We start from the raw sequence: 20809 nt of genomic DNA, 5'->3' as shown, positions 1-20809 counted from the left end.
TTCCCGCCTACCTTTGAGCTGACGCCCACAAGGTGTCTGACAATCGAACTTGCCATTCCCTATCCAAAATAATGAGGAGACCCCTGAAAATGGATACTGTGGCTACCTTCCGGGTCCCGCGCGTGGCCTATCTTGACTCGCACGGCCATCTGCCGGCCCCGCCGGCCGGTTTCGACCCCGACCGGCTGGTACCGGTCTATCGCGGCATGATGCTGACCCGCGCCTTCGACGCCAAGGCGGTCGCTTTGCAGCGTACCGGCCAGTTGCGTACCTATCCGTCGTCACTGGGCCAGGAAGCGGTCAGCGTCGGCCTCGCCAGTGTGATGCGGCCCGAGGACGTGCTGTTGCCGACCTACCGTGAAACCGGTGCCATGCTGTGGCGCGGGGTGCGGATGGAGGAAATCCTGCTGTACTGGGGCGGTGACGAGCGCGGCAGCGATTTTGCCGGCCCGCGCGAAGACTTTCCGATCGCGGTGCCGATCGCCAGCCAGTGCTGTCACGCTGTCGGTGTGGCCCAGGCATTCAAGTCTCGCCAGTCGCCCCGGGTGGCGGTGTGCTGCCTGGGAGACGGTGCGTCATCCAAGGGCGATTTCTACGAGGCGATGAATGCGGCCGGGGTGATGCAGCTGCCGGTGGTCTTCGTCATCACCAACAACCAGTGGGCCATCTCGGTGCCGCGCAGCCGGCAGACGCTGGCGGTCAGTTTCGCGCAGAAGGCCATCGCCGCCGGCATTCCCGGCGAGCAGTGCGACGGCAATGATCCGATCGCCGTCCGCGACGCGATCGGCCGGGCGGTCGAACGCGCCCGGCGCGGGGAGGGCGCCAGTCTGGTCGAGTGCGTGACCTACCGGCTGTCCGATCACACCACTGCCGACGATGCACGCCGTTATCGCGACGAAGCCGAAGTCAGCGCGGCCTGGGCCAATGAACCGGTAGCGCGTCTGCGTCACTACCTGGCCGACCAGAAGCGCTGGAGCAAGCAGGACGAGGAAGCGCTGATCGCCGAAATCGGCGCGCAGGTGACCGCGGCCGTCGAGCGCTACCTGGCCACGCCGCTGATGCCGCGCCAGGACCTGTTCGATTATCTGTACGCCGAGTTGCCGGCCGATCTGCGCCGGCAGCGCGATGCATTCCTGCTCGATGCGGAAGGAGCCGGCCATGACTGAAATGACCCTGCTCGAAGCCATCACCACCGCGCTGGCGCATGAGCTGCAAGCCGATCCGGACGTTGCCGTGTTCGGCGAGGATGTCGGGGCGAATGGCGGCGTGTTCCGCGCCACCCAGGGGCTGCAGGCCCGCTTTGGCGAGGCGCGGGTGTTCGATACGCCGCTGGCGGAAACGCTGATTGCCGGCATGGCGGTCGGCATGGCGGCCCAGGGCATGAAGCCGGTGTGCGAGATCCAGTTCGCCGGTTTCATGTATTCGACCTTCGACCAGTTGATCAACCAGGCGGCACGCATGCGCCATCGTACCCGTGGCCGGCTGACCTGCCCGATGGTGCTGCGCACGCCGGTCGGCGGCGGCATCCACGCGCCGGAACACCATGGTGAATCGCCTGAAGCCTGGCTCGCCCATGTGCCGGGTCTGAAAGTGGTGATCCCCAGCTCGCCGGTGCGTGCCTACGGGCTGCTGCTGGCGGCGATCCGCGATCCCGACCCGGTCATTTTCCTTGAGCCGACCCGCTTGTACCGGCTGCTTAAGGAGCCGGTCAGCGATGACGGCACGGCGCTGCCACTCGGCGCCTGCTTCACGCTGCGCGAAGGCAGCGACGTGACCCTGGTCAGCTGGGGCGCGGCGGTGCGCGAGACGCTGCAGGCGGCCGACCGGCTGGCCGGGCAGGGCATCAGCGCCGAGGTCATCGACGTGGCGACGGTCAAGCCGCTGGACATCGACACCATCCTTGCCTCGGTGGCGCGCACCGGTCGCTGCGTGATCGTGCACGAGGCGGCACGCACCGGCGGCGTCGGCGCCGACATCGCCGCCCAGCTGGCCGAACGCGGACTGATGAGCCTGCTGGCGCCGGTGGAACGGGTGACCGGCTTCGATATTCCGCTGCCGCTGGCGCGGCGCGAGGACGAATACCTGCCCAGCGTGGAACGCATCCTGGCCGCCGTGTCGCGGACGATGTCTTTCTGAGCGGCCTTGCCGCGCTGCTGCATACCTACAAGGGGAAAATCATGAAAACCTTCCATCTGCCCGATCTCGGCGAGGGGTTGCAAGAAGCCGAAATCGTCAGCTGGCATGTCGGCGAGGGCGACCACGTGGTGGTCGACCAGCCGTTGCTGTCGGTGGAAACCGCCAAGGCCATCGTCGATGTACCGTCACCGTTTGCCGGCCGTGTGGCCCGCCTGCACGTCAAGGCCGGCGACATCGTGCCGCTGGCGTCGGCGCTGATCGATATCGACGACGGCGAGGCCGGCGACAGCGGCACCGTGGTCGGCGACGTCAAGGCGGTCAGTGAGTCGGTGCGCGAAGATATCGAGCCGGCACAGGCGGCCGCCGGTCGTGGCGTCAGGGCGATGCCGGCGGTACGGGCGCTGGCGTCCAAGCTCGGCATCGATCTGGCCATTGTCACGCCCAGCGGTCCGGACGGCACCATTCTCGCCAGTGATGTCGAACGGGTGTCGAAGATTCTGGCCAGCGTCACGCCGATGGAAACCCTGCGCGGTCCGCGCCGGGCCATGGCGCAGATCATGGCGCGGGCGCACGAGGAAGTCGCCGCCGTCACCCTGACCGAGGATGCCGACATCCACGGCTGGGCGGCCGGCGAGGACACCACCTGGCGGCTGATCCGCGCCATCGTCGCTGCCTGCAGGGCGGTGCCGGTACTGAATGCGTGGTACGACGCCAAGGCGCTCGGCATCCGCAAGCTGGCCCAGGTCGATCTGGGCATCGCGCTGGACATGGCCGATGCGCTGTTCGTGCCGGTGCTGCGCGATGTCGGTGGCCGCGACAAGGACGATCTGCGGGCGGCGATCGAACAGATGAAGGTCGATGTCGGCAACCGCGCGGTCGCACCGGAGGATCTGCGCGGCAATACCATCACCCTGTCGAACTTCGGCATGGTGGCCGGTCGTTACGCGAGCCCGGTCATCGTGCCGCCGACCGTCGCCATTGTCGGCGCCGGCCGGGCGCGCAAGCAGCCAGTGGCCGTCGGTGACCAGGTGGCGGTGCACCGGCTGTTGCCGATGTCGCTGACCTTCGACCACCGCGCGGCCACCGGCATTGAGGCTGCGCGTTTCCTGAAGGTCCTGATCGCGGATCTCGAAGCCGGGGCATAAGCGTGCCCCCCGGGCGGATGCAAGGTCCGCCCGGCCAGACTCATGGCGGCGAGCGACGGCGGCCACGGTGGCGTCGGCGCTCGCCCTCCGGATGACACCGTCCGTGGCGGCGGGATGATTTCAGCCCTCCCGGTCGCGGTGATCGCGCTCTCCGTGTTTCCAGTAACCTTTGGCGCTCAACTGCGCCGGCGTCAGCGGCGACCACAGGCTGCGCCAGTGCCTGACCAGACCGGACTCCCCGGCGATCCACACCTGGCCGTCATGGCCGAGCCGTCGTGCGCGGTCGAAGACGTCGGCCTGCAGGGCGTCGATGTCGGCACCTGGCGCATCGGCATACAGCCAGGTTTCCTGCAGGCGGGCCCGGGTCGGCAGCGGCTGGCGTTCGCGTGCGTCGGTGACCAGCGCCAGTACGTGCACATCGAGATCGGCGGGCAGGGTTTCCAGAATGCGCTGAATGGCCGGCAGCGCGCTGGCGTCGGCGGCCAGCCACAGCCAGCGGGCATCGGCCTGCAGGGCAAACCCGCCGTGGCGCGGGCCGGCAATGCCGAGACCGGCACCGATGGCGGCCTGCCGTGCCCAGGCCGATACCGAACCGTCGTCATGGCGCTCATCACCATGCAGCACGAAGTCGATATCCAGCGTGCCGGCGGCGCGGTCCACGTGGCGCACGGTATAGGCACGGCCTTCGCGTCCGGGCGGGAAAATCTTGACCCAGGCGGCCGGGGCGTCGATGCCGTCGGTCGACAGCAGCGTATGCAGCGTCGGCCCGCCCAGGGTCAGGCGACGCATGTGCGGGGTGACGGTCCGGGCGGCAACAACCTGGGCCACGATTTGTGGCTGGCGGCGGGGAAGGGAGAAGGTCATGACAGGTTCCGGATAAATGCGAGCAATTGCTCATGAATTCCGGTTAGCATAAAAGCGATCCCTGTCTCTGGAAACTCGCATTGCCAACGGCAGCGAAACCCCCGTCAAAATCCCGCAAACAGCCGCTCCGGGCACATTTGCCGCACAGGGTCGAGCGCCTTTCCGTGGCCATGGCTCGCGTTCCGGCCATGCACGGCGATGCGGCGGACAATACCGGTCTGGTTGCGGCGTTCACCGCCGCCCGCTCACTGCCAGCCGTAGCGGCGGGCGTAGACCCCTTTCACCCCCTGCACCAGCAGGCCGTAGCCGAGCAGCAGGGCCAGCAGCCACGGGAAGTACGCCAGCGGCAGCGCCGTCAGCTTGAAGTAGGTATTGATGACCGGCGACATCGGCAGGGCGATGGCGATGACGGCAATCAGGGCCGTCATCAGCAGCAGCGGCCAGCTGGCGTGGCTTTGCAGGAACGGCAGCCGGCGGGTGCGGATCAGGTGGACGATCAGGGTCTGCGACAGCAGCCCCTCGACGAACCAGCCGGACTGGAACAGGGTTTGCCGGTCGACGCTGTCGGCATGGAACACGAACCACATCAGTGCATAGGTGGCGAGGTCGAAGACCGAACTCAGCGGGCCGAAGCACAGCATGAAGCGCGGCAGTTCGTCCGGTTTCCACTGCTGCGGCTGGCGCAGCGAAGCCTCGTCCACGTTGTCGAACGGAATGGTGGTCTGCGCCATGTCATACAGCAGGTTCTGCACCAGCAAGTGCATCGGCAGCATCGGCAGAAACGGTAACAGGCTGCTGGCGATCAGCACGCTGAAGACATTGCCGAAGTTCGAGCTCGCGGTCATCTTGATGTACTTCAGCATGTTGGCGAAGGTCCGGCGGCCTTCGAGCACGCCTTCCCCGAGCACCATCAGGCTTTTCTCCAGCAGGATCAGGTCGGCGGCCTCGCGGGCGATGTCGACCGCCGAATCGACCGAAATGCCGACATCGGCCGCGCGCAGGGCCGGTGCGTCGTTGATGCCGTCGCCGAGAAAGCCGACCACATGGCCATCGGCGCGCATGAGCCGCACCAGCCGTTCCTTGTGCGCCGGCGCCAGCCGGGCGAAGACGGTACAGTCGGCAGCACGGCGGGTGAGGGCATCATCGTCGAGCGCGTCGATCTCGTGGCCGAGCAGGACACCGCCAACCGCCAGCCCGACATCGTGACAGACCTTCAGTGCCACGAGGTCGTTGTCGCCGGTCAGCACCTTGACCGTCACGCCGCTGGCCGCCAGCATGGCCAGCGCCGGTGCGGTGGTTTCCTTCGGCGGATCGAGAAAGGCAATGTAGCCGACCAGGGTCAGGCCGGCCTCGTCGGCCAGGCCATAGCTGTCGCGCTGCGGCGGCAGATCCTTGCAGGCGACCGCAACCACCCGCAACCCCTCGGCGTTCCAGCCGTCGGTGACGCGGGCGATGTCGGCCAGCACGGCGGGCGTCAGCGCTTCGGTGGCCTGGCCGCGGCGGACATGGCTGCAGACGGCGATAATCTGGTCCAGTGCGCCCTTGCAGATCAGCTCGTGATGGTCATCGCGTTCGCTGACCACGACCGACATGCGCCGGCGGGCAAAATCGAACGGAATCTCGTCGACCTTGCGGTAATTGAGCACCGGGTTCAGCAGATGGTGGATCTCGGCATGCTCGAGCACGGCCACGTCGAGCAGGTTCTTCAGCCCGGTCTGGAAGTGGCTGTTCAGGTAGGCCAGTTCCAGCACCGTGTCGTCGGTCGTACCGGCCGCATCGGTATAGCGTTCGAGCACGATCCGGTCCTGGGTCAGTGTCCCGGTCTTGTCGGTGCACAGGATGTCCATGGCGCCGAAGTCCTGGATGGCATCCAGCCGTTTGACGATGACCTTTTTGCGTCCCATCCGCACCGCCCCCCTGGCCAGGGTGGAGGTCACGATCATCGGCAGCATCTCCGGGGTCAGCCCGACCGCCACCGACAGCGCGAACAGCGTGGCCTCGATCCAGTCACCCTTGGTGAAACCGTTGATCAGCAGCACGACCGGCGCCATGACCAGCATGAAGCGGATCAGCACCCAGCTGACGCGGTTTACCCCGGCCTGGAACTGGGTCGGCTCGGGATCGGCGCGGGTGACACGTTCGGCCAGGGCGCCGAAATAGCTGCCGCGGCCGGTGCCGAGCACGAGGGCCGTCGCCGTGCCACTGATGACATTGGTGCCCATGAAGCACAGGTCCGGCCATTCTAGCGGGCCGTAGTCGGCGTTGGTGGCGGTGGCGAATTTTTCCACCGGCAGCGATTCGCCGGTCAGGGCCGCCTGGGCGACAAACAGGTCCTTGGCCGACAGCACGCGCAGGTCGGCCGGCACCATGTCCCCGGCCGACAGGTGCACGATATCGCCCGGCACCAGCCCGGAGATCGGGATCTCGTTCAGGCTGGCGATGCTGGCGTCGACCTGCCGGCGCAGTACGGTGGCGGTATTGCCGACCATGGCCTTCAACTGGTCTGCGGCGCGGTGGGAGTGCCCTTCCTGAATAAAACGCAGACCGGTGGACAGCGCGACCATGGCACCGATCACCGTTGCCGCTTTCAGGTCGGACGTCAGCCACGAGACCAGTGCCAGCAGGGTCAGCAGCAGGTTGAACGGATTGGTGTAGCAGTGCCACAGCCGCAGCCAGCCCGGCATGGGCGCCTCGGTGCCGATATCGTTGCTGCCGTAGCGGCGCAGCCGGTCGTCGACAGCCGCCTGATCCAGTCCGTCCGGGCGGCTGTCCAGCTGCAGGAGCAGCGCCTGTGGTGCGCGTGTGCGGCACGGCGCAGCGAGGTGTCGATATCCTGCGGCAGGCTGGCGTCGGCATGCATCCGGTCAGCCACGATCCGGCGCCGGAAATGGCGAACCGGCAATGCCCGGTTGAAAAACGCCAGCAGGCGGGATCTGACCGATTCAATGCGCATGCGTTCTCCCGTCCGGGCCCGCTGTCGCCGGCCGGGGCCGGCGCGGGGACCACCATGACGGTACGCCTTGCCCGGGTGGGGGCTCATTGCGCCAGCGCAATGAAAGACCGCCTACCTGACGGTGACTTCGACGCGGCGGGCTTCCCTGTCGCTGGTGTAGCCGGTCGATTCGAGCGGTTTTTCCAGATCGATACGTTCTTCCGCGATGCCGGCCAGCACCAGAACCGCCTTGACCGATTTGGCGCGATCCCTGGCCAGCGCCGCATTCCGGTCGCTGTTGCCGGTCTTGTCGTGGAAGCCGGAAATCGCGATCCGGGCATCCGGGTGGGCCGTGGCGTAGTCGATGACGGCCTGCAGTTGCAGCTCGCTGTCATCCGGCACGCTGACCGAGGCGACATCGAAGTAGAGCCGGACCGGGGCGGGGCGGGCGGCGGCCTGCGGCATGGTGCTGGCCGGGGCGGCAGGCGGCTGTGCCGGTGCCGCGGGCGGGGGTACGATGCCGATGGCTGTCGTGCCGGTTCCGCACTGGCGCAACTGGGTCAGTGCCATCAGCAGCACCAGCAGGACAATGATCCATGGCAGCCAGCGGCGCAGCAGTGTCGGCGGCGGGCTGTCCGGCGGAAGATCGGGCGCGATGGCGTGGATGCGCTCACTGGCATCGGCTGCGGTGGTGCCGGCGCTGGCCGTCAGGCCATCGAGGCCCAGGAGGCCGGGCAGGCCGGCCGGCAGCGCGCCGGCAAGCGACGGTTTCTGTTCGGCCAGCAACTGGCCGAGCCCGGCCGCATCCAGTTGCCGTTCGGCAATCAGGGCCTTCAGCTTGCCGGACAGCAGCGGCGCCGCCAGCGCCAGCACGCCGCCTACGGTCGAGGTGGCGAGACTGTGCCGTGCGGCGAGAGCTTCGGTGATAGCGCCAAGCCGCTCGCCGAACAGCGACGACAGCAGGGTGCGCCCGGTCGTCATCAGGGTGCCGGTATCGATACCCTGCGGCAGTTCGCTGGTGCCGGGACCGGGGTCGGTGCGCTGCAGCAGGTCGATGACAGCGCCCGCGCCCGCGGGGCCGGTCCCCAGTCGCACCAGCCCGCCCAGCAGCACCGGGACGACGGCGTCGATGGCACGCCGGGTGCTGCCCTGCGTATCCGCCACCGCGGTGGCGGCCATGTCGGCGAAATGGCCGTCCAGTGCCTGTGACAGGGTGCCCAGCAGATTGATGGTCATGGTGGTCTTTCCGGAGCGGGGGAAGGGGGCGCGCGGTGGAAGGGCGGCCCCCTGGTATTACCGTAGACCAGATTGCGCGGGAGCAGGATGGCCGGCCCGGCCGGCTTGACGGTCAGCCGGTCCGGGTGTTTAATTGATCGACCAGTCAATCTATTAATTATCCAGCGGGAACCGCCATGCGCACAGTCGATCCGGAAAAGCACGAGGCCAGACGAAGACAGATTCTCGACGCCGCAGTCCTGTGTTTTGCCCGACGTGGTTTTCATCAGACCCGGACCGCGGAAATCTGCGCCGAAGCGGGCATGAGCCCCGGCAATGTCTTCCATTACTTTGCCGGCAAGGATGACATCATCGCCGCCATCGTTGACGAGGATGGCCGCGAGACCGCCGCCCGTTTTGCGCGGGCAGACGGGGAAACCGACGCCATCGCGGCGCTGATGGCGCGCATCGACGCCTCGCTGGCGCTGGCGACCGATCCGATCCAGGTCCGGATCACGCTGGAAGTGGTGGCCGAGGCGGTGCGCAATCCGGCGATGATGGCGTGTGCGGCACGCAACGAGGCCGTCCGGCGCACGGCGCTGGCCGGGTTGCTGGAGTGGGCGCAGGCGCAGGGACAACTGGCGGCCGGCCTGGATATCGCTGCCGCCGTGGACTGGGTCCTGATGCTGCTGGACGGTTACTTCGACCGTGCCGTCATCGACCCGGCTTTCGATGCCGGGGTCGCCCGCGCGCGGCTGCGAGCCTCGATTCTTCACTTCCTGCGCGGCGAAGCGGCGTGAGCCCGCATGACCGGACCTGCGACATGATGCCAATACCTTCCCCGCCGCCGCGGCTGGCCGAAGTCGACGCGCTGCGCGGCTTCGCCCTGCTGGGCATTCTGGTCGTCAATATCGGCGTGTTCGCTTCCAGCTATTACGGCAGCGGCATGCCGGACCCGGTCTTCGACCGGCCGCTGGACCGCGCGGTGCAACTGGCCGTGGCCCTGCTGTTCGAGACCAAGTTCTATCTGCTGTTCTCATTCCTGTTCGGCTACAGCTTCACCCTGCAGATCGACTCGGCGCAGCGTGCCGGTCGCGCCTTCGTGCCGCGCTTCTGCCGCCGGCTGGCCGGGCTGGCGCTGCTCGGCCTGCTGCATGCGCTGCTGCTGTACGTGGGCGACATTCTGCTGCTGTATGCGCTGCTCGGCCTGCTGCTGCTTGCCTGGCGAAACTGGACGCCGGCCGGGGCGGTCCGCTTCGGCGTGGCCTGCATTATCGTGTCGGGGCTGGTCTGGGGCGCCCTGGGCGGCTTGATGCTGGTGTTCGGCGATGGCGTCGATCCGGCGCTGGTGCAGCAGCAGGCCGGGCAGGCACTGGCCGCCTACCGCGGGACGCCGGCCACGATCATCGCCTGGCGCTGGCAGGACCTGACCGGCGTCGTGTGGCCCGGGCTGGTGCTGCTGCAGGCGCCGGGCACACTGGCCATGTTCCTGTTCGGGCTGGCAGCCGGCCGGCGCCGGCTGCTGGCCGACGGGGCGCGGCAGGTGCCGGCCGGGCGACTGGTCGCCATCGGTCTGCCGCTCGGCCTGGCCGGTGCGGTGGTCTATGCGTATGCGGCCGTGTTCTGTCGGGCATCGGCGCTCGGGGTGCTGGGCATGGCGGTCGGCCTGCTCAGCGCCCCCCTGCTGACCGGCGCCTATGTCGGGCTGGCGCTGCGCGGGTTCCGCAGCGCTGCTGGCGGTGCACTGGCCGCGGCGCTGGCACCGGCCGGCCGCATGGCGCTGTCGAATTACCTGCTGCAGTCGCTGGTCTGCGCCTTGCTGTTCACCGGTTACGGGCTGGGACTGATCGGCCGGCTGGCGCCGTGGCAGACACTGCTGATCGCCCTTGCGCTGTTCGCCATCCAGCTCCGCGTCAGCGCCTGGTGGCTGACGCGGCACGGTTACGGGCCGGCCGAATGGCTGTTGCGCGCCGTCACGCATGCGGCCTGGCCGCGCTGGCGCAGGGACTGACTCAGGCTGCGGACAGGCGGGCGCGGAGCTTGCCGAACGCTTCGACGACCAGCAGGGTCAGACCACCGGCGACGATGCCGGTGACGACATCGAGCAGCAGCGGTACGCCGATGCCGAGCAGCGGACCGATGCCGGCGACGGCAGCGACCGTGGTGCCGGCTTCGGCAATGGCGTGGTGCAGCGGGCCGATGCCGTGGGTCAGGATGCCGCCACCGACCATGAACATGGCCACGGTGCCGATCACCGTCAGCGCTTTCATCAGTTTCGGCGCGGCCAGCAGCAGGCCGCGACCGATCGCCCGGGCCACGGCGCCGGTCTTGTCCAGCAGGTGCTGGCCGAGGTCGTCCATCTTGACGATGGCGGCCACCAGGCCGTAGACGCCGACGGTCATGACCAGCGCAATCGCCACCAGCACGCTCAACTGGCTGGTCAGCGGCTTGTCGGCCACGGTGCCGAGCGCAATGACGATGATTTCCGCCGACAGCACGAAGTCGGTGCGGATGGCGCCCTTGATCTTGTCGGCCTCGAAGGCGGCGAGGTCGACCTGCTCATCAGCCACGGCGGCAAGCTGCTCGGCATGCTGGCGGGCCGTGTCGTCCGCGCTGTGCAGCCATTTGTGTGCCAGTTTTTCCACTCCTTCCAAGCACAGGTACAGTCCGCCGAGCATCAGCAGCGGTGTGACGGCCCACGGGGCGAAGGCGCTGATCGCCAGGGCGGCCGGCACCAGGATCGCCTTGTTCTTCAGCGAACCGACGGCCACCGCCCAGACCACCGGCAATTCCCGCTCGCTGCGGACACCGGAAACCTGTTCGGCGTTCAGGGCCAGGTCGTCGCCAAGCACGCCGGCGGTTTTCTTGGCGGCAACCTTGGTCATGACGGCGACGTCATCAAGAATGGAAGCAATATCGTCAAGCAGGGCAAGCAGGCTGGCTCCAGCCATGGGGATCTCCGTTCGGGGGGATGGGCGGGGTGCCCGGGCAGGGCGCGAGTGTAGCGGTTTCGCCCGTGCTGCGGAGACCGGTTTTTGTCATAAAGTTAGTTGATAATTAGTCGATAGCGACTATGGCTATGTCTGGCCGGGGGTTTCTCGTGCTGGAAGTGCGTCTCAAGTAACGGCAGCACTGCGTCTGTCACCCCCCAGGAATCAACATGTCCCGACTCAGCTTCAGAACCCGCGTTCTGCTCCCCGTTCTCGGCCTGGCCTGCCTGCTGCTGGCGATCACTGCCGGCGCCATGGCCTATCTGGAATCGAAACGCATCGATGGCGCCATCCAGCAGGAAACCGCCAGGCAGGGACAGACGGTCATCGACTCACTGACGGTCATCGACCAGTTGATGATGGCCGAGGTCAAGGCCTCGATGCGGCTGCTGATGATGCGTGGTCAGGCCCTCGGCCCGGCTGCCGCCGGCCCGGTGGTGACCGTATCCGGCCAGTCCGTCCCCGACCTGCAGCTTGGTGCGGCAGGGCAGGCCAGCCGTTTCGAGCTGGTCGATGGCGTGACCGGCATCATGGGCGGGACCGCCACCCTGTTCGTCCGCCGGGGCGACGATTTCGTCCGCATCTCCACCAATGTGAAAAAGCCCGACGGCAGCCGGGCCATCGGCACGCTGCTCGACCCGAAGGGGCGTGCCATTGCCGATCTGAAGCAGGGCAAGGCTTTCTATGGCCAGGTCGACATTCTCGGCAATCCGTTCATCACCGGCTACGAGCCGATCCACAATGCGGCCGGCGAGGTCATCGGCGCCTGGTATGTCGGTTACAAGGCCGACCTGAAAGTGCTGGGCGATGCGATCGCCGCCGCCGGCATTCTCGATCATGGCGTGGTCGCGCTGATCGATGACCGTGACCGCATCCGCTTCCATTCTTCCAGCAGCGACGAGGGCACGGTCAGGGCGATCCAGCAGAACAGTGATGGCTGGCAGGTGTCGAAGCGGGACTTTGCGCCGTGGAGCTATTCGGTGCTGATGGCGTTTCCGCTCGAGCAGGCACGGGCCATGAAACTGGATATCGTGCTGCCGGTGGTCGGCGTCGGCCTGCTGCTGGCCGTGCTGCTGGCGATACTGCTGTACTGGCAGCTGAACCGGATGGTGCTGGTGCCGCTTGGCGGCGAGCCGGAGCTGGCGATCTCCATCGCCCACGATATCGCCGGCGGCAACTTGGGGGCCATCGTGCCGCCGGCGCGGCCGGACAGCCTGCTGGGCGCCATTGCCGACATGCAGTCGTCACTGAAGCGGATGGTCGGCACCATCAATGGACTGGCGGGGCGGGTGGCGGACAATGCCGCCCGGCTGGCGGCGACCTCGTCCGATGTGTCCGGCCGGGTCACCCGGCAGAGTGACATCACCGCCGACCTGGCCCTGGCGCTGCAGCAGATCAATGCCAGCGCGGCGGCAGTGGCCAACAATGCCGGCCTCGCCCACCAGAAGGCCGGCGATGCCGGTCAGCAGACCGTCGACAGCGGCAATGTGGTCGAACGCACGGTTGCGGGCATGCGTACCAGCGCCGATTCGGTCAGTCGCTCGGCCGGCACCATTGCCGAGCTGTCGGGCAGTTCGGAGGAAATTTCCCGCATTATCGGCGTGATCGGCGACATTGCCGACCAGACCAATCTGCTGGCGCTGAATGCAGCGATCGAGGCGGCGCGGGCCGGCGAGGCCGGCCGCGGCTTTGCCGTGGTGGCGGACGAGGTGCGCAAGCTGGCCGAGCGCACGTCCAGTTCGGCGGCCGAGATCGGACGCATGATCGGCGACATCCAGACCCGCACCCGGCGGGCGATGGAAGAAATGGAAAGCGGTAACCGCCAGGTCAGCGATTGCGTCGAGCTGGCGAATGCCGCCGGCGCCAGCATGGCCGGCGTGCGCGAGGCGACCCTGACCGTGGTCGGCGCAGTGGCCGACATCTCGGCCGCGCTGACCGAGCAGTGCAGCGCGACCGGGCAGATCGCCGGCAACGTCGAGCATCTGGCCAGCATGGACGTCGAGAACAACGGCGCGCTGCAGGCGCTGGCACACTCGGCGCAGGACATGGAAAAGCTCGCCGACGACCTGCGCGACGCGATCGCCGCTTTCCGGCTCTGAGTCGCCGGCGACCGGCAGTCAGTCGCCGGGGCCGGGCTGCATCACCTGCTCCCACAGCCGCGTTACCTGGGCGTAGTGCACCAGCAGTGCCGCATCGGGCATGACCTTGCGGCCTTCCTGCAGCCGCAGCGCGTGCTGCAGGCGCCGGTAGTGGCGGTAGGCATCCTGAGCCTGTTTCGCCAGCTCGTGGTCGATCAGGCCGGCATTGGCGGCCAGGCCGAGCAGGGCGATATTGCCGAGGTTGCCGGTCAGCTCCGGGAAGCGCCACGCATGGCCGAGCACCAGGTACTGGACGATGAACTCGACGTCGACAATGCCGCCGTGCGCGTGCTTGATGTCGTCGTCGCGCGGCGGGTGGGATTCGCGCATCCGCTCACGCATGGCCAGCACTTCGGCCCGCAGCGAGCCCGGGTCGCGGGTCATAGTCAGCACGTCGAAACGGGTTTTCTCGAAGCGGTCGCCGACCGCCGCATCCCCGGCGACGAAGCGGGCGCGCGTCAGCGCCTGGTGTTCCCACAGCCACGCCTTGCCGCGCTGGTAGTTGGCGAAGGCGTCGACGGTGCTGACCAGCAGCCCGGCTGCACCGTCCGGGCGCAGGCGCAGGTCGATGTCGTACAGGATGCCGGCCGGGGTGGCGGCGGTCAGCCAGGTCGACAGCTTGCGCGCCAGCCGCGCGTACAGGTCCGGCGCATCCGGGTGCGGATCGTCGTACAGGAAGATCAGGTCGAGGTCGGAGCCGTAGCCGAGTTCCTTGCCGCCCAGCTTGCCGTAGCCGATAACGGCGAATTTCGGCACCTCGACGTGGCGCTTGCCGATATCGAGCCACGCGGCCCGCACGCAGGCGGCCAGCACGGTGTCGGCCAGCAGCGAGACCTGGTCCGACAGCGCTTCCAGCGGCCACATGCCGGCCAGATCCTGCGCCACCAGCCGGAACTGCTGCGCGTGCTGGAAGTGGCGCAGGATATCCATTTGCGCCTCGACGTCGCCGCGCGCCTCGTCGAGCTGGTGCGCCAGTCCGGCCGCCAGTTGCGGCCAGTCCGGTTCGGCATACAGCACCCGCGCGTCGAGCAGCTCGTCGAGCAGGATCGGATGCTTGGTCAGGTAGTTGGATACCCACGGGCTGGCCGAGTACAGCGAGGCCAGCCGTTTCAGCGTCTGCGGGTACTCGGTCAACAGCGCGATATAGCTGGAGCGGCGGCTGATGGCCTCGATCAGGCCGAGAATGCGCGTCAGCGTGGTGTCCGGGCCGTCGCAGCCGGCGGCGACCTCGATCAGCGCCGGAATCAGGGCATCGATGCGCTGGCGGTTCTTGGTCGGCAGGTCGCGATAGCGCTGCGAATTGGCGAAGGCGGCCAGACTGCGCATCACCTGGGGGGCATCGTCATAGCCGAGCTCGCCGAGCTGCGCTGCTGCACCGTCTTCCTGGATATCGGCCCACAGGCCGGACAGCGGGTGGCTGACATGTTCCTCGGTCGGCAGGAAGAATACCTGCTCGAAATGGCGGTGCACGGTGGCGCGCACCCGGTTCAGCCGGGCGACGAACGCGTCCCAGTCGGCACAGTCCATGCTGGTGGCGATGCACGCCCGCTGTGCCGGATCGACCGGCAGGGTCTGCGTCTGCTGGTCGTCCAGGTACATCAGCCGGTGTTCGAGCCGGCGCAGGAAGTCATAGCTGTCGGCCAGCTCGGTGACCGCTTCCGGCTCCAGCAGGCGCATGTCGCCGAGCCGTGCCAGCGCCTCGCGCGTCGAGCGGGTCTGCAGGCTTTTCTCGCGCCCGCCCCGGATCAGCTGGAATACCTGGGCAATGAATTCGATCTCGCGGATGCCGCCCTGGCCGAGCTTGATATTGTCGATCAGGTCGCGGCGCGCGACTTCGCGCTGGATCTGCTTGTACAGCTCGCGCATTGCGCCATAGGCGTTGTAATCGAGATACTTGCGATAGACGAACGGACGGGCGAGGTCGGCGAGCACGGCATCGTCGCCGGTCATCACCCGCGCCTTGATCCACGCATAGCGTTCCCATTCGCGGCCCTGGGTCAGGAGGTAGTTTTCCAGCGCCGCATAGCTCATCACCAGCGGTCCGGAATCGCCATACGGGCGCAGCCGCATGTCGACGCGGAACACGAAGCCGTCGGCGGTCAGCTCGGACAGGGCGGCAATCAGCTTCTTGCCGAGCAGGGTGAAGTACTCGTGGTTGCTGATCTTGCGATCGCCGTCGGTCTCGCCGGATTCCGGGTAGATGAAGATCAGGTCGATGTCGGAGCTGACATTCAGTTCGTCGCCGCCGAGCTTGCCCATGCCGATCACGATCATTTCCTGCTCGCGGCCGGACTCGTCGCCGATCGGCCGGCCATAGCGCGCCAGTTCCGGCTTCAGTGCCGCCAGCGCCGTATCGACCGCAAACAGCGCGAAGTCCGAAATCGTCGCCATGACCTCGTCCAGCGTGGCCAGTCCCTCCATGTCGCGTGCAATCAGCCGGGCCAGCAGCGCGCGGCGCAACCGGCGCAGTGCAGTCTTCAGCATCGCTTCGTCGGCCACCGCGAACGCCGCATAGCGTTCGCTCATTTCCGCCCGGGTGAACGGCGCATGCAGCCGCGCAGGCAGTTCGGCAGCCAGTTCGGGGTCGGCGGCGAGCGTTCTTCGTAACCAGGCACTGTGGGCAAGGGCATGGGCAAGCGTGTTTACTGGCATAATTGCGGACCTTTGTCGTATTGGGCGACTCGTCGTCCATTCTACCGTCCAGAAGATTTTGAACGCCTCCCGTTTCTCGCTGCCCTCATGGCCGGTGGGTGCCCTGCTCAAGCGCACTGCGCGCGTGCTGGCACTGCTTGCTGCGGTCATTGCTGTGCTGATGACCGCGGTATGGCTGTGGATGACCCAATACCTGCTGCCCAACCTGGATGCGTTCAAGCCGCGCATCGAGGCGGCCCTGACCGATGCCGTGGGGCAGCGGGTGCGCATCGGTGCGCTCGGCGGCCGTGTCGACGGCGTGGTGCTGACCCTGACCCTGGACCGGGTGCGGATCGAGAATCCGGTCGATGGCCGGGCACTGACGCTGGACCAGATGCAGGCGCAGCCATCGTGGACCAGCCTGATCCACCTCGAACCGCGCTTTCACCTTATTGAACTGAACCGGCCGCTGCTCGACCTCTATCGCGACGGCCAGGGCCGCCTGTTCCTGAACGGGCTGCAGTTCGGTCAGGGCAGTCATGACGGCCATCTGATCAACTGGCTGCTGCGCCAGCATGAAATCCGCATCAACCAGGCCGGCATCCACTGGCGCGACGATCTGGCCGGGCTGGCCGCGCTCGATCTGCGCAATGGCCGACTGGTGCTGCGACGCGGCCTGCTGACGCATACGCTGACGCTGTCGGCCACGCCGCCGGCCGACTGGTTCTCGCGATTCGATGCCGAGCTGTCGTGGTCGGGCGACGATATCACCCGCTGGACCGACACCTGGCGCGGCAGCTTCTCGCTCGATATCGGCGGCGCGCGCTTTGCGCCATGGCAGCGCTATCTGCCGTGGATGGCGCATCTGCCGTCCGGCGAAGGCCGGGCGCGGCTGAGCGGCGAATTCGCCGCCGGCGAGCTGACCGCCGGCAACGCCGCGTTCGATCTGCGCAATGTGCTGCTGCGGCCGGACGCGCACCGTGACCCGGTCTCGGTCCCGCGCCTGTCCGGCGAGATCGAGCTGAAAACCGGCCGCGGCAATCGCCACACCCTGGCGGCGCGCAAGCTGCTGGCACAAACCAGTACTGGCATGCTGTTCGACAATGCGGCCCTGCAGGCGGAATGGCGACCCGGCCGCAACGGCGAGGGCAAGCTGTCGGTGTCGCGCGCCGATCTCGGCGCGCTGCGTCCGCTGCTGCGCGTGCTGCCGCTGGGCGAGAACGCGTCGTGGAATGCGCTGGACCCGGTCGGCTTTGTCGACCATGTCGAAGCCAGCTGGCGCGGCGAACTGAAGGCCCCGACGTCCTATGCGCTGAAGGGGCGCTTTGCCGGCCTCGGCTGGCAGCCGCTGAATACACTGCCGGGCATGGCCGGTGTCGACGGCGACATTGAATTCGACCAGAAGGGCGGCTCGCTGGATATCGAGGACAACAGCGGTACCACGCTGACGCTGCCGCACGTGTTTGCCGAACCGCTGCACCTGAGCCGCCTGAATGCCGATGTCCGCTGGACGCGCAGCGGCGACAATGTGGATGTGCGGCTGAAAAAGGTCGCACTGACCAATGCCGATCTGGACGCGACGATATCCGGCCGTTACCAGTGGCTGCCGGCGCAGAGCCGGACCGGGCTGATCGATCTGACCGCCAGCATTCCGGCCGTCGCTGCCAGCCGGGTGCCGCAGTACCTGCCGCTGGTGGTCGGTCGCGACACGCGCAACTGGCTGGCGGCCGCGCTGAAGAGCGGCACGGCACGTGATGCCAGCCTGTTGCTGGAAGGCAATCTGGACAAGTTTCCGTTCGAGCACGGCGGTGGCCGCTTCCTGGTCACCACGCGGGCCAGCCGGGTCGGGCTTGAATACGATCGTGCCTGGCCGATGGTCAGCGAAATCGACGCCGATCTGCGTTTCGAGAATGCCGGCATGCTGATTACCGCGCAGCGCGGCCGGATCGGTGCCGCCGCCGTCAGCAATACCCGGGTCAGCATTCCCGATCTTGGTGCGAATGAACCGCATCTGCTGATCGATGGCCAGGTCGACGGTGCCGGGATGGAGTTCGTCAGGTTCCTGCGCAACAGCCCGCTGAACGCGCGGCTCGACAATCTGGCGGACACGATGGGCATCGACGGACGCGGCAAGCTGGGGCTGAAGCTGGACATTCCGCTGCTCCAGGCCGAAGCGACCCGCGTGGCCGGCAACTTCACCTTCAACCACAACCGGGTCACACTCGGCGGCGGCGTGCCGCCGCTGGAGCAGGTCACGGGCGTGCTCGGCTTTACCGAACATGGCGTCAGCGCACGCGGCATTGCGCTGCAGGCGCTCGGTGGCTTTGGCCGCCTCAACGCGGACACCCAGGCCAACGGCACCATGCGCTTCGTCGCGACCGGCCGCGCCGATTCGCGCGCGGCGCTGGCGACCTATTTTCCGCTGCTGGTGCCGCACGTCGGCGGCATGGCGCCGTATACGGCGACGGTCACGATCGGCAAGACACTGGAAAGCATCAAGGTGGTCAGCCGGCTGGAGGACGTGACCTCCGATCTGCCGGCGCCGTTTGCCAAACGGGCCAGCGAGACGCTGCCGCTGGCGATCGACATGCGCCCCGACGGCAAGCTGGACCGGCTGAACATCCGGCTTGGCGGCGAGGCCTCGGCCAATATCTGGCTGAAGGGCAGCGATCTGGTGCGCGGCAGCGTGCGGGTCGGCGACGGCAACGGCCCGGTCCCGGCGCGCGGTCTGACGGTGTATGTCGCCAACCGGCGCATCGACCTGGCGCCGTGGCTGGCACTGTTCGGCGGCGGCAGCAACAGCACGGATGGCGGCGGGCAGGCCTTCCCGGTTACGCTGGCGTTGCGCACCGACGAGCTGCTGGCCTTCGGCCGGCAGCTGAATGCGGTCCGGATCAGCATGTCGCCGCGCGATGGCGGCTGGAGCGGACGTCTTGACGCCCGCGAGGCGGCCGGCGCCTTTGCCTTCGATGGCCGGGGAGAAAAAGTCCAGGTCCGGCTGTCGCAGCTGACGCTGCCACTGCCGCGCAGCAAGACCGACGCGGCGCAGAATACCGCTGCCGACAACCGGGCGCTGGAACGGTTGCCGGGGCTGGACGTGCAGGTGGAACGGCTGAACTGGCATGACCGTGACGTCGGCCGGCTCGGCATCAATGCCGAGCGGCAGGGCAAGGACATCTGGTGGCTTGACCGGCTGAGCCTGTCGTCGCCGGACGGGCAGCTGCAGTTGTCCGGCGTGCAGCGCCGCGATGGCGAGGCGCTGAATTCCCGCCTCGACGTGCAGATGGACAGCGGCAATCTCGGTCGCTTCCTGACCCGGGTCGGGGCGCCGGAAATGGTGCGCGGCGGCAAGGGCAAACTCAATGGCCAGCTGCGCTGGCATGGCGCGCTGGTCGACCCGGACAGCGCCAGCCTGTCCGGCAAGCTCGACCTCGACGCCGAGAACGTGCTGTTCACCAAACTCGACCCCGGCGTCGGGCGGCTGATCGGCCTGACCACCCTGCAGTCGATCGGCCGGCGGGTGCGATTCGATTTCCGCGATATCTTCGGCGAAGGCTATGCGTTCGACTCGGTCCGTGGCAGCATCGGCATTGATCAGGGCATTGCCGAGATTTCCGAACTCAAGGCCAGAAGTCCGGCTGCGACCATCACCTTCGCCGGCACGGCCAATCTGCGCCAGGACTCGCAACTGATCCGGGTGAGGGTCGAACCGCACCTGTCCGAAGGGGTGGCCATCGCCGCCGGTGCCGCCATGCTGAACCCGGTGATCGGCGTCGGTGCGCTGGCGGCGCAGAAACTGCTGCAGGACCCGCTGGGCAAGCTGTTCTCGGTCGACTACCTGGTCACCGGCAGCCTGACCGATCCGCAGGTCAGCAAGGCCGACAAGTCGTCACCCGCCCGTACCGACGGCAGCAGCGGTAACGGCAAGGGCAAAGGAAAGGGACACAGATGAACACACCGATAACGGTTGCTGCGGTCCAGATGGTGTCCGGTACCGATCCGGATGCCAACCTCGCCACCGCCCGCACGCTGGTGCTCGACGCCGCGGCCCGCGGCGCCAGGCTGGTGGTGCTGCCGGAATACTTTGTGCTGATGGGCATGAGCGATCGCGACAAGCTGGCGATCGCCGAGACCCCCGGCGACGGGCCGCTGCAGGCCGCCACCGCCGCCATCGCGCGCGATGCCGGCGTATGGCTGATTGCCGGCACCCTGCCGCTGCGCGCCGACGTGGCCGACAAGGTGCGCAACACCACACTGGTTTTCGATCCGGCCGGTGTCTGCCGTGCGCGTTACGACAAGATCCACCTGTTCGGTTTTTCCGGGCTGGGCGAGCGCTACAGCGAATCCGACACCATCGATCCCGGCAGTACGCCAGTGGTGGTCGATACCGTCATCGGCCGGGTCGGCCTCAGCGTCTGCTACGACCTGCGCTTCCCCGAGCTGTACCGGGGCTTCGGCGAGATCGCCGCCTTCGCGCTGCCGGCCGCCTTTACCGCCGTGACCGGCGAGGCGCACTGGGAGCCGCTGATCCGCGCCCGCGCGATCGAGAACCAGTGCTATGCGATCGCCAGCGCCCAGGGCGGCACCCACCCGAGCGGACGCAAGACCCACGGTCACAGCATGATCGTCGATCCGTGGGGCAAGGTACTGGCCGAACTGGCGCAGGGCGAGGGCGTGATTACCGCCGACCTCGACCCGGCCTACATGGCATCGGTGCGCACCCGCCTGCCGGCGCTGAGGCACCGGGTGCTGTGACGC

13 protein-coding genes are annotated in these 20809 nt (G+C 67.6%); 8 read left to right on the top strand and 5 right to left on the bottom strand.

The features are described from left to right. Positions 1–89: 89 nt before the first annotated feature. From pdhA to Q352_RS0108245, 3 genes are read left to right on the top strand one after another with little or no spacing between them, the layout of a single operon-like run. Complete coding sequence (pdhA, locus tag Q352_RS0108255) at positions 90–1166, top strand: pyruvate dehydrogenase (acetyl-transferring) E1 component subunit alpha (protein WP_028498946.1); 1077 nt, start codon at positions 90–92, stop codon at positions 1164–1166. Next, entirely contained in the window at positions 1159–2136 is a 978-nt protein-coding gene (locus Q352_RS0108250) for an alpha-ketoacid dehydrogenase subunit beta (RefSeq protein WP_028498945.1), read from the top strand. Before pdhA ends, Q352_RS0108250 begins: the two co-directional genes overlap by 8 nt. Positions 2137–2177: 41 nt before the next feature. After that, positions 2178–3281, top strand: coding sequence for a dihydrolipoamide acetyltransferase family protein (locus tag Q352_RS0108245; protein ID WP_028498944.1), 1104 nt, complete (start codon positions 2178–2180; stop codon positions 3279–3281). A 120-nt stretch (positions 3282–3401) separates the two neighbouring features. On the opposite strand, the gene Q352_RS0108240 is transcribed toward Q352_RS0108245, so the two are convergent. From Q352_RS0108240 to Q352_RS0108230, 3 genes are all read right to left on the bottom strand, one after another. Further along, positions 3402–4145: a siderophore-interacting protein gene (locus tag Q352_RS0108240; protein WP_028498943.1), complete on the bottom strand. Its 744-nt coding sequence runs from the start codon at positions 4143–4145 to the stop codon at positions 3402–3404. Between the two features lie 245 nt (positions 4146–4390). After that, positions 4391–6898, bottom strand: coding sequence for a magnesium-translocating P-type ATPase (gene mgtA, locus Q352_RS20290; RefSeq protein WP_244879568.1), 2508 nt, complete (start codon positions 6896–6898; stop codon positions 4391–4393). A gap of 311 nt (positions 6899–7209) precedes the next feature. Continuing rightward, positions 7210–8313: an OmpA family protein gene (locus tag Q352_RS0108230; protein ID WP_028498942.1), complete on the bottom strand. Its 1104-nt coding sequence runs from the start codon at positions 8311–8313 to the stop codon at positions 7210–7212. A gap of 176 nt (positions 8314–8489) precedes the next feature. Between Q352_RS0108230 and Q352_RS0108225 the strand changes: the two genes are divergently transcribed. Both Q352_RS0108225 and Q352_RS0108220 read left to right on the top strand, forming a co-directional pair. Further along, on the top strand, positions 8490–9092 hold the full coding sequence (locus Q352_RS0108225) for a TetR/AcrR family transcriptional regulator (RefSeq protein WP_028498941.1): 603 nt from the start codon (positions 8490–8492) through the stop codon (positions 9090–9092). A gap of 23 nt (positions 9093–9115) precedes the next feature. After that, positions 9116–10303 carry a DUF418 domain-containing protein gene (locus Q352_RS0108220; protein ID WP_211249607.1) on the top strand — a complete coding sequence of 396 codons (1188 nt, stop codon included), beginning with the start codon at positions 9116–9118 and terminating at the stop codon, positions 10301–10303. Between the two features lies 1 nt (position 10304). Here the strand turns inward: Q352_RS0108220 and Q352_RS0108215 are convergent, their stop codons facing one another. Next, positions 10305–11243: a DUF808 domain-containing protein gene (locus tag Q352_RS0108215; RefSeq protein WP_028498939.1), complete on the bottom strand. Its 939-nt coding sequence runs from the start codon at positions 11241–11243 to the stop codon at positions 10305–10307. A 209-nt stretch (positions 11244–11452) separates the two neighbouring features. Here Q352_RS0108215 and Q352_RS20285 point away from each other — a divergent pair, with 209 nt between their 5' ends. After that, positions 11453–13381 carry a methyl-accepting chemotaxis protein gene (locus tag Q352_RS20285; protein WP_051528776.1) on the top strand — a complete coding sequence of 643 codons (1929 nt, stop codon included), beginning with the start codon at positions 11453–11455 and terminating at the stop codon, positions 13379–13381. Positions 13382–13399: 18 nt separating this feature from the next. Here the strand turns inward: Q352_RS20285 and glnE are convergent, their stop codons facing one another. Further along, positions 13400–16072 carry a bifunctional [glutamate--ammonia ligase]-adenylyl-L-tyrosine phosphorylase/[glutamate--ammonia-ligase] adenylyltransferase gene (glnE, locus tag Q352_RS0108205; RefSeq protein WP_028498938.1) on the bottom strand — a complete coding sequence of 891 codons (2673 nt, stop codon included), beginning with the start codon at positions 16070–16072 and terminating at the stop codon, positions 13400–13402. Positions 16073–16130: 58 nt separating this feature from the next. On the opposite strand from glnE, the gene Q352_RS0108200 reads away from it, so the two are divergent. Next, the gene (locus tag Q352_RS0108200; RefSeq protein ID WP_028498937.1) at positions 16131–20003 is read left to right on the top strand and encodes a YhdP family protein; all 3873 of its coding nucleotides are present in this window, start codon (positions 16131–16133) and stop codon (positions 20001–20003) included. Continuing rightward, positions 20000–20806 (top strand): carbon-nitrogen hydrolase family protein, encoded by an 807-nt coding sequence (locus Q352_RS0108195; protein ID WP_028498936.1) that lies wholly within the window; start codon positions 20000–20002, stop codon positions 20804–20806. The genes Q352_RS0108200 and Q352_RS0108195 overlap by 4 nt, the downstream gene beginning before the upstream one ends. Positions 20807–20809 lie beyond the last annotated feature (3 nt).

Origin of the sequence: Microvirgula aerodenitrificans DSM 15089, assembly GCF_000620105.1 — a bacterium.
Classification (GTDB): Bacteria; Pseudomonadota; Gammaproteobacteria; order Burkholderiales; family Aquaspirillaceae; genus Microvirgula; species Microvirgula aerodenitrificans.
This window is presented reverse-complemented; position numbering and strand designations above follow the sequence as displayed.